The sequence below is a fragment of the Streptomyces sp. CNQ085 genome (genome assembly GCF_022614595.1).
GTDB lineage: Bacteria > Actinomycetota > Actinomycetes > Streptomycetales > Streptomycetaceae > Streptomyces.
This window is the reverse complement of record NZ_JAJFAU010000208.1, coordinates 1-6,384: the sequence shown is the minus strand read 5'-3', so window position 1 is coordinate 6,384 and position 6,384 is coordinate 1. Positions and strand designations below refer to the sequence as shown.

The following is a 6,384-nucleotide window of genomic DNA, read 5'->3' as shown; positions in this document are numbered from 1 at the left end:
CACCACCGTGTGCGACACCCCCGGGGTGTTGCTCACGAAATTGGTGATCAACCAGTTCAGGTTCTGCGCCGCCTGGCTCATCGGGCTCACACTAACGCTCCTGATCGTAGGTGCTGCCGGGGCCGAAGCCCGGTCGGTCATTCTGGGTGTTGTCCGAGCCGCCCGCGGTACGTCCCCGCCGGACGCCGCGGTGCAGGTTACTCAACCTGCCTCGGACGTCCTCTGGGGCACGGGAGACCTGGGCCCCGTCCTGGGGTGTCTGCTCCGCGGCGCCCTCGACCAGGTTGGCCTTGGGCACGCGGCGAGGCAGACCGGAGGGCGTGACCCCGCCGGCCTTGGGGTCGCGGACCCCCTCCGCCCGCTGCCAGCGCTCGTCGTTCGCCGTGCGCCAGCCGGAATCGTCGGAACGATCCGCCTGCCGGGGCGCTTCCGGAGATTCCGCTTGCGGCTGGTATCGCGGGGTCGGTGCCCCCTCGGGCTGCTGCCTCCGCGACTCCCGGCGCGGGAGTCCTGCGCCGGTCACCGTGGAGGGAGCGTTCGAGGTCCGACCCGGTCGATCGAAGCCTACGCGTTCTTGGTCGTCTTCGGGAGCGCCGGGGAAGGATTCCACTCCCGGACTCCGGACGGGCTCCTGCCCGGTGCCGTAGCCGTTCCCGCCGTACCCGACCCCGTCGAAGCCGCTCCCGTGGTCCGGCCCGTACTCCTCCTGGTAGCCCTGGGCGTACCCGCCGCCCTGCTGCGGATACTGCTGATGGCCTTCCTGGTACCCCTGGCCGTATCCCGTCTCCTGCCCGTAGGCGGCGTCGTCCGGGAATCCGGGCTGCGAGCCGTACTGACCGGTCTGCTCGGGGTCGTAGGGGGCCTGCCGGGAAGCGTACTGCTCCTGGGCGTCGTGCCCGTCCCCTTGATCGCCGTAGTCCCCGTCCTGCTGCTGGTACTGGGACTGCTGGGGCTCCAGCGCCGCACGCCGCTCCCCACGCGTCAGTGAGTGTCCGACCGGGTCGAGCCGGGAGGGGTCCTCCTGCCCCTCCGGCCGGGAACCGTAGCGGGAGTCGTCGAAGCCCAGGTCCGCTGCGGACAGCTGCTGGTTCCGGGGCGCGGACTGGGCCGCGTTCGGCTGCTCCGGGACGATCCGGGAGACAGTGAAGTCCTCCTCGGTCTCCTCCTGGCCGCCGCCACCGTGGGTGATCTCCTCCGGAAGCATGACCAGCGAGGTGGTGCCCGCCTGCTCACCGGAGAGGCGCAGCTGGACGCGGATGCCGTGCCGGCCTGCCAGGCGGCCGACCACGAACAGGCCCATGCGCTGAGAGATGGCCACGTCCACCGTCGGCGGGTTGGCCAGCTTGTGGTTGATGTCGGCGAAGTCCTCGGGGGTCAGACCGATGCCCTTGTCATGGATCTCGATCATCACCCGGCCGTCGGGCAGCCTGGTCGCGGTGACCTTGACCTTGGTCTGCGGGGAGGAGAACGAGGTGGCGTTCTCCAGCAGCTCGGCCAGCAGGTGCACCAGGTCGGTGACGACGGCGCCGTGGATCTCGCTCTCGGGAACGCCGGAAAGCACGATGCGCTCGTAGTCCTCCACCTCGGAGGCGGCGGCGCGCAGCACGTCCACCAGTGGCACGGGCTGGGTCCAGCGGCGGCCTGGCTCCTCGCCCGCGAGGACCAGCAGGTTCTCGCCGTTGCGGCGCATACGGGTCGCCAGGTGGTCCAGCTTGAAGAGGTTCTCCAGCTGGTCTGGGTCGGCCTCGTTGTTCTCCAGGTCCGTGATGAGGGCCAGCTGGCCCTCGATGAGACCCTGGTTGCGGCGCGAGAGGTTGGTGAAGATCGCGTTGACGTTCCCCCGCAGCAGCGCCTGCTCGGCGGCGAGCCGGACGGCTTCACGGTGGACCTGGTCGAAGGCGCGGGCGACCTCGCCGATCTCGTCACGGCTGTTGATCGGGATGGGCTGGACGCGGGTGTCGACCTTGCCCGGGTCGGTGCGGGAGAGCTGGTCGACCAGCATCGGCAGCCGCTGCTGGGCGACGTCGAAGGCGGCGGTGCGCAGCCTGCGCATGTTGCTGCTCATCGAGCGGGCCATCATCCCGGCGATCACGAAGGCGACCACCAGGGCGGCGAGCACGATGACGGAGTTGACGACGGCGTCCCGCTTGGCGTCCGAGGCGATCTGGGCCGTCTCGTCAACCGCCCGGTCGGTGAGGTCCTTCTCCACCTCGCGGTAGGCGTTGAACTTGGCGGTGGCCGCGGTGTACCAGTTCTCGGCGGTGACGCCGCCCGCCCTCAGTTCCTGGAGAGAGTTCCCGGAGGCGATGGCCTGGACCATCTTGTCGGTGGCGGGCGGGGCGGCGAAGTCCCGCCCGCCGGCCTCCGCCTCGTCCTGAGCCTCCGCGAACCGCTCGCGGGCGCCCTCGTTCGCCTTGACCGTCTCCTCCTGCAACAGTTCCCGGTCCTCCGGGGCGGCGCCGCCGCGGTACTCCTCGACCGCGATGTTCTCCAGGTACGCGTAGGAACTGAAGGCGGTGAGCTGACGCTGCTTGTCCGCGGCGCCCGGACCGGGCTCGATCAGCAGGTGGGTGCCGATCGAGCGCTGCAGGGACGCGGCGGCCTTGGAGAGGGAGACGGCGTAGACGGTGCGGCCGTAGGAGGTGATGTTGCCGGTACCCAGGCCCAGTTCGTTGGCGAACTCCATCAGCGGGTGCTGGACCCGGACGTAGCCCTCCTCGGTCTCCACACCCTTGAGCCGGTCGGTGTAGGCGGCCTGGCGCAGTTCCTCCAGTTCCGGCTCGACCTGCTCGAAGGCGGCGAGGCGGCGCTTGAGGTTCTGCTGGTCGGGCATCTGCTCGACCCGGCGGTGGAACTCCTCGCGCGCGGCGTCGGTGACCCCGCGCACCTCCTGGATCACCGGGTCCTCCGTCCTGCCCTGCAGCAGCGGAGCGGCGGTGCGGTCGCGTTCGTCGATCAGGGCGTGGCCGTACGCGGCGGCGGCACGGACCAGTTCCGCGGTGCGGTTGGCGTCCTCCGCCTCGTTCAGCGTGTCCAGGGAGTTCTGCACCCGGAAGCCACCGAAGACCAGGGCGACGAGCACAGGGATGAGGAGAATGGCGTTCAGTCTGGTGGCCACACGCCAGTTGCGCACCGCGAACCGGCCACCGCCGTTCGGCTCCCCACCGTTCCCGGGCAGGTCGGAGTGCGCCTCCACGGCGCGCTGCGGCGGCGTGAAGTTGCCACGCGGCCCCCCGGGTGGGGAGCTCGGATTGCTTCGCGTCACTCGACCAAACCTCTCGGCTTCAGCCCATCGTCTTCGATGAAACCGTAACTACTGCTGAGTTCAGCGAATTTCAGCACGGCAGGCGGAGGCTTTCCAAACACCTGGACCAGTGGCGAATCACACGTGGACACCAAGGGGGAAAAGGTCATATGGCGCACAGAATGACAAAAGGTTGAATCTTTGTGTGCGCTGGGGAGCGGGGCGCTCGCGGCGAGTGGCATCCGTCCCGCAATTCTCTGTCGAAACGTTATGAAGACCAGGGTGTACCGGGCACAAGACCCGGTACACCCGGGCTACTGATCCGTAACCCACTGTCGCCGTCGACGGCTTGGGCTGTCCTGGCGGCCACCGTACGCCAAGCGGCGGTCGGCTCAGCGCAGGCGTGCCAGAAGGGCGTGTTCGACCAGGGTGATCAACGCGCTCTTCGCCTCCGTCCGGTGCCGCGCGTCGGTGGTGATGATCGGCGCGTCCGGACCGATCTGCAGCGCCTCGCGCACCTCGTCCGGCGTGTACGGCTGGTGCCCCTCGAACCCGTTCAGCGCGATCACGAACGGCAGACCCGAGTTCTCGAAGTAGTCCACCGCCGGGAAACAGTCCGCCAGCCGGCGGGTGTCCACCAGCACCACCGCGCCGATCGCGCCGCGCACCAGGTCGTCCCACATGAACCAGAACCGGTCCTGGCCCGGCGTGCCGAACAGGTACAGGATCAGGTCCTGGTCCAGCGTGATACGGCCGAAGTCCATCGCCACCGTGGTGGTGGTCTTGCCACCGGTGTGCGTCAGGTCGTCGATCCCGGCGGACGCGGCGGTCATCACGGCTTCGGTGCGCAGCGGGTTGATCTCCGACACGGCGCCCACGAAGGTCGTCTTGCCCACGCCGAACCCGCCCGCCACCACGATCTTCGCGGAGGTGGTGGCACGCGTCGAGGAGGCCCCGTAGGCGGCCTGCGGGCTAGAGCTTGCGAAGTCCACTGAGCACCCTTTCGAGCAGTGTCACATCCGGTGCGCCGCCGGGCTCGCTGCTGCTGCCCGGCTGATGGATCGCCACCATCCCGGCCTCGGCCAGGTCGGCCACGAGGATACGGGCCACTCCCAGAGGTATCGCGAGCAGCGCGGAGATCTCCGCCACCGACTTGACCTCCTGGCACAGGTGGCAGATCCGCTGGTGCTCCGGGAGCAGGCCCATGAGCTGCGCCGGGTCGGCTGTGGTGCTCACCAGCGCCTCGATGGCGAGCTGGTAGCGCGGCCGGGTACGACCCCCGGTCATGGCGTACGGACGCACCAGCGGCTGATCGCCCTCACCGCCGTACGGCGCGTGGTCGTTCAGGCCACCGTACGGACCGGGTGAGGCAGGCGGCGGGGTCATGGCTCCTCCGAGCGAGGCATGTGGTCGACGATGCGGACTGTAGTGCTCGTGTGGGGGGAGCGTGGACTAGTTGAGCAGACTTCCCTGCAGTTCGGCGCGGAGGTCCGGCGTCAGCACCGTACCCGCCCGGTCGACCAGCAGGGCCATCTCGTACCCGACCAGACCGATGTCCGCCTCCGGATGCGCCAGCACCGCCAGAGAGGAACCGTCGGAGACCGACATGATGAAAAGGAACCCCCGCTCCATCTCCACCACCGTCTGATTCACCGCACCCCCCTCGAAAATGCGCGACGCACCAGCGGTCAGCGAGGTCAGCCCCGACGCGACCGCCGCCAACTGATCGGCACGATCCCGCGGGAACCCCTCGGACATGGCCAGAAGGAGGCCGTCGGCGGAGACCACCACCGTGTGCGACACCCCCGGGGTGTTGCTCACGAAATTGGTGATCAACCAGTTCAGGTTCTGCGCCGCCTGGCTCATCGGGCTCACACTAACGCTCCTGATCGTAGGTGCTGCCGGGGCCGTGGCTGCCGCCAGTCTGGCCGCTTCCGGCCTGCCGGCCCTGCTGGATGCCCCGGCGGAGGTTGGTAAGCCGACCGCGTACGTCGTCGGGCGCACGCGAGACCTGTGGGCCGGCCGGTGTGGACGGCCGCTGCTGCGCGGTGCCCGCCACGAGGTTGGCGCGCGGCACACGACGGGGCAGACCGGAGGTGGTGACCCCGCCGGCGGCCGGCTGGCGAAGCTGTTCGGCCCGGCGCCAGCGCTCGTCGTTCGGGTTCCCCTGCCACCCGGCGCCGGTGTCACGGGGGCCACCGGTGGCCTGCCGGCGGGGCGTCGGCCGGGCGGGCCGCTCGGACCTCTCGGGCCGCTGGGGCAGCGCCGGGACGGACGCCCCGGCCGAGGGTGGCTCGCCCGGTGACGCGGCCGCGGGAGCCTGCTTGGCGGCCTGCCGGGAACTGAACCAGCTCGACTCCATCGACTCGAAGATCGGCGTGCGCTCGTCCGAGCCCGTCGCGGCCGGGCTGCTTCCGGGCAGCTCGTAGGCGGAGGACTCGCGGGCACCTGGGACGCCCTGCCGGGGGACGGCGTACTGACCGGTGTCCTGCGGGCCGCCCGGAAGGGCGTACTCGCCGGTGTCCTGCGGGCCCTGTGGCCGGGGGTACTCGCCGGTGTCCTGCGGACCGTGCGGACCTGCCTGCGGTTCCATGCGCGGAAGCTGGGCGGTCTCATCGGCTCCGGCGTGCCGCTGCGGATACGCACCGGGGCCGCCCGGACGGGCGAACTCCGAGGTACTGTCCGTTTCTTCGTGACCACGCGGCGCCTCGGGGGCCTCGTACCGGCCGGACGTCCGGTCGTCGCGGCCGTCGGCCCAGCTGGGGCGCCGCTCGGCCGGTCCGGCGGGCAGTTCGCCCGCGGAGGCGCCCTCGCGCCGCTGCGGGGGCTGCTGGCCGGGGCGGGACTCGGGGGGCACTCCGGGGCCGAAGGCGCCCGCGGTGACTCCCTCGCCCTGGCGGGAGGGCTGTCCGGGACGGGGCGGCTGCCCGGGGACGGGGCGGCCGGGTCCGCCGAAGCCCCCACCCGCGGGGCCGCCCATCGGACCGCCGGGGAGCGCGGCGCGCGGGGAGGAACCGCCCTGGACCTGGTTGCGGGTGGGCAGCGCGCCGAGCCGGCTGACCGTAGCGGCGATCTTGAGCGCGCAGTCGTCGGGTGACTCATGTTCCCAGAACCGTAGTACGGTCCACCCTGCCTCGGTG

General features: G+C 70.8%; 4 protein-coding genes and 2 pseudogenes. All 6 read right to left on the bottom strand.

Features of this window, described 5'->3' with window-relative positions; genetic code table 11:
* Window positions 1-141 (bottom strand): annotated as a pseudogene (locus LJ221_RS22750) (roadblock/LC7 domain-containing protein); the annotation flags it as partial.
* Window positions 92-3,265 (bottom strand): nitrate- and nitrite sensing domain-containing protein, encoded by a 3,174-nt coding sequence (locus tag LJ221_RS22745; RefSeq protein WP_374228537.1) that lies wholly within the window; start codon window positions 3,263-3,265, stop codon window positions 92-94. The pseudogene LJ221_RS22750 and the gene LJ221_RS22745, both read right to left, overlap by 50 nt.
* 371 nt (window positions 3,266-3,636) lie before the next feature.
* A complete protein-coding gene (locus LJ221_RS22740; protein WP_241718585.1) occupies window positions 3,637-4,236 on the bottom strand; it encodes an ATP/GTP-binding protein in 600 nt (199 codons plus the stop codon).
* The gene (locus LJ221_RS22735) at window positions 4,217-4,630 is read right to left on the bottom strand and encodes a DUF742 domain-containing protein (protein WP_101255539.1); all 414 of its coding nucleotides are present in this window, start codon (window positions 4,628-4,630) and stop codon (window positions 4,217-4,219) included. The genes LJ221_RS22740 and LJ221_RS22735 overlap by 20 nt, the downstream gene beginning before the upstream one ends.
* 66 nt (window positions 4,631-4,696) lie before the next feature.
* Window positions 4,697-5,110, bottom strand: coding sequence for a roadblock/LC7 domain-containing protein (locus tag LJ221_RS22730; protein WP_241718586.1), 414 nt, complete (start codon window positions 5,108-5,110; stop codon window positions 4,697-4,699).
* 10 nt (window positions 5,111-5,120) lie between these two features.
* Window positions 5,121-6,384: pseudogene (locus tag LJ221_RS22725) on the bottom strand (hypothetical protein); the annotation flags it as partial.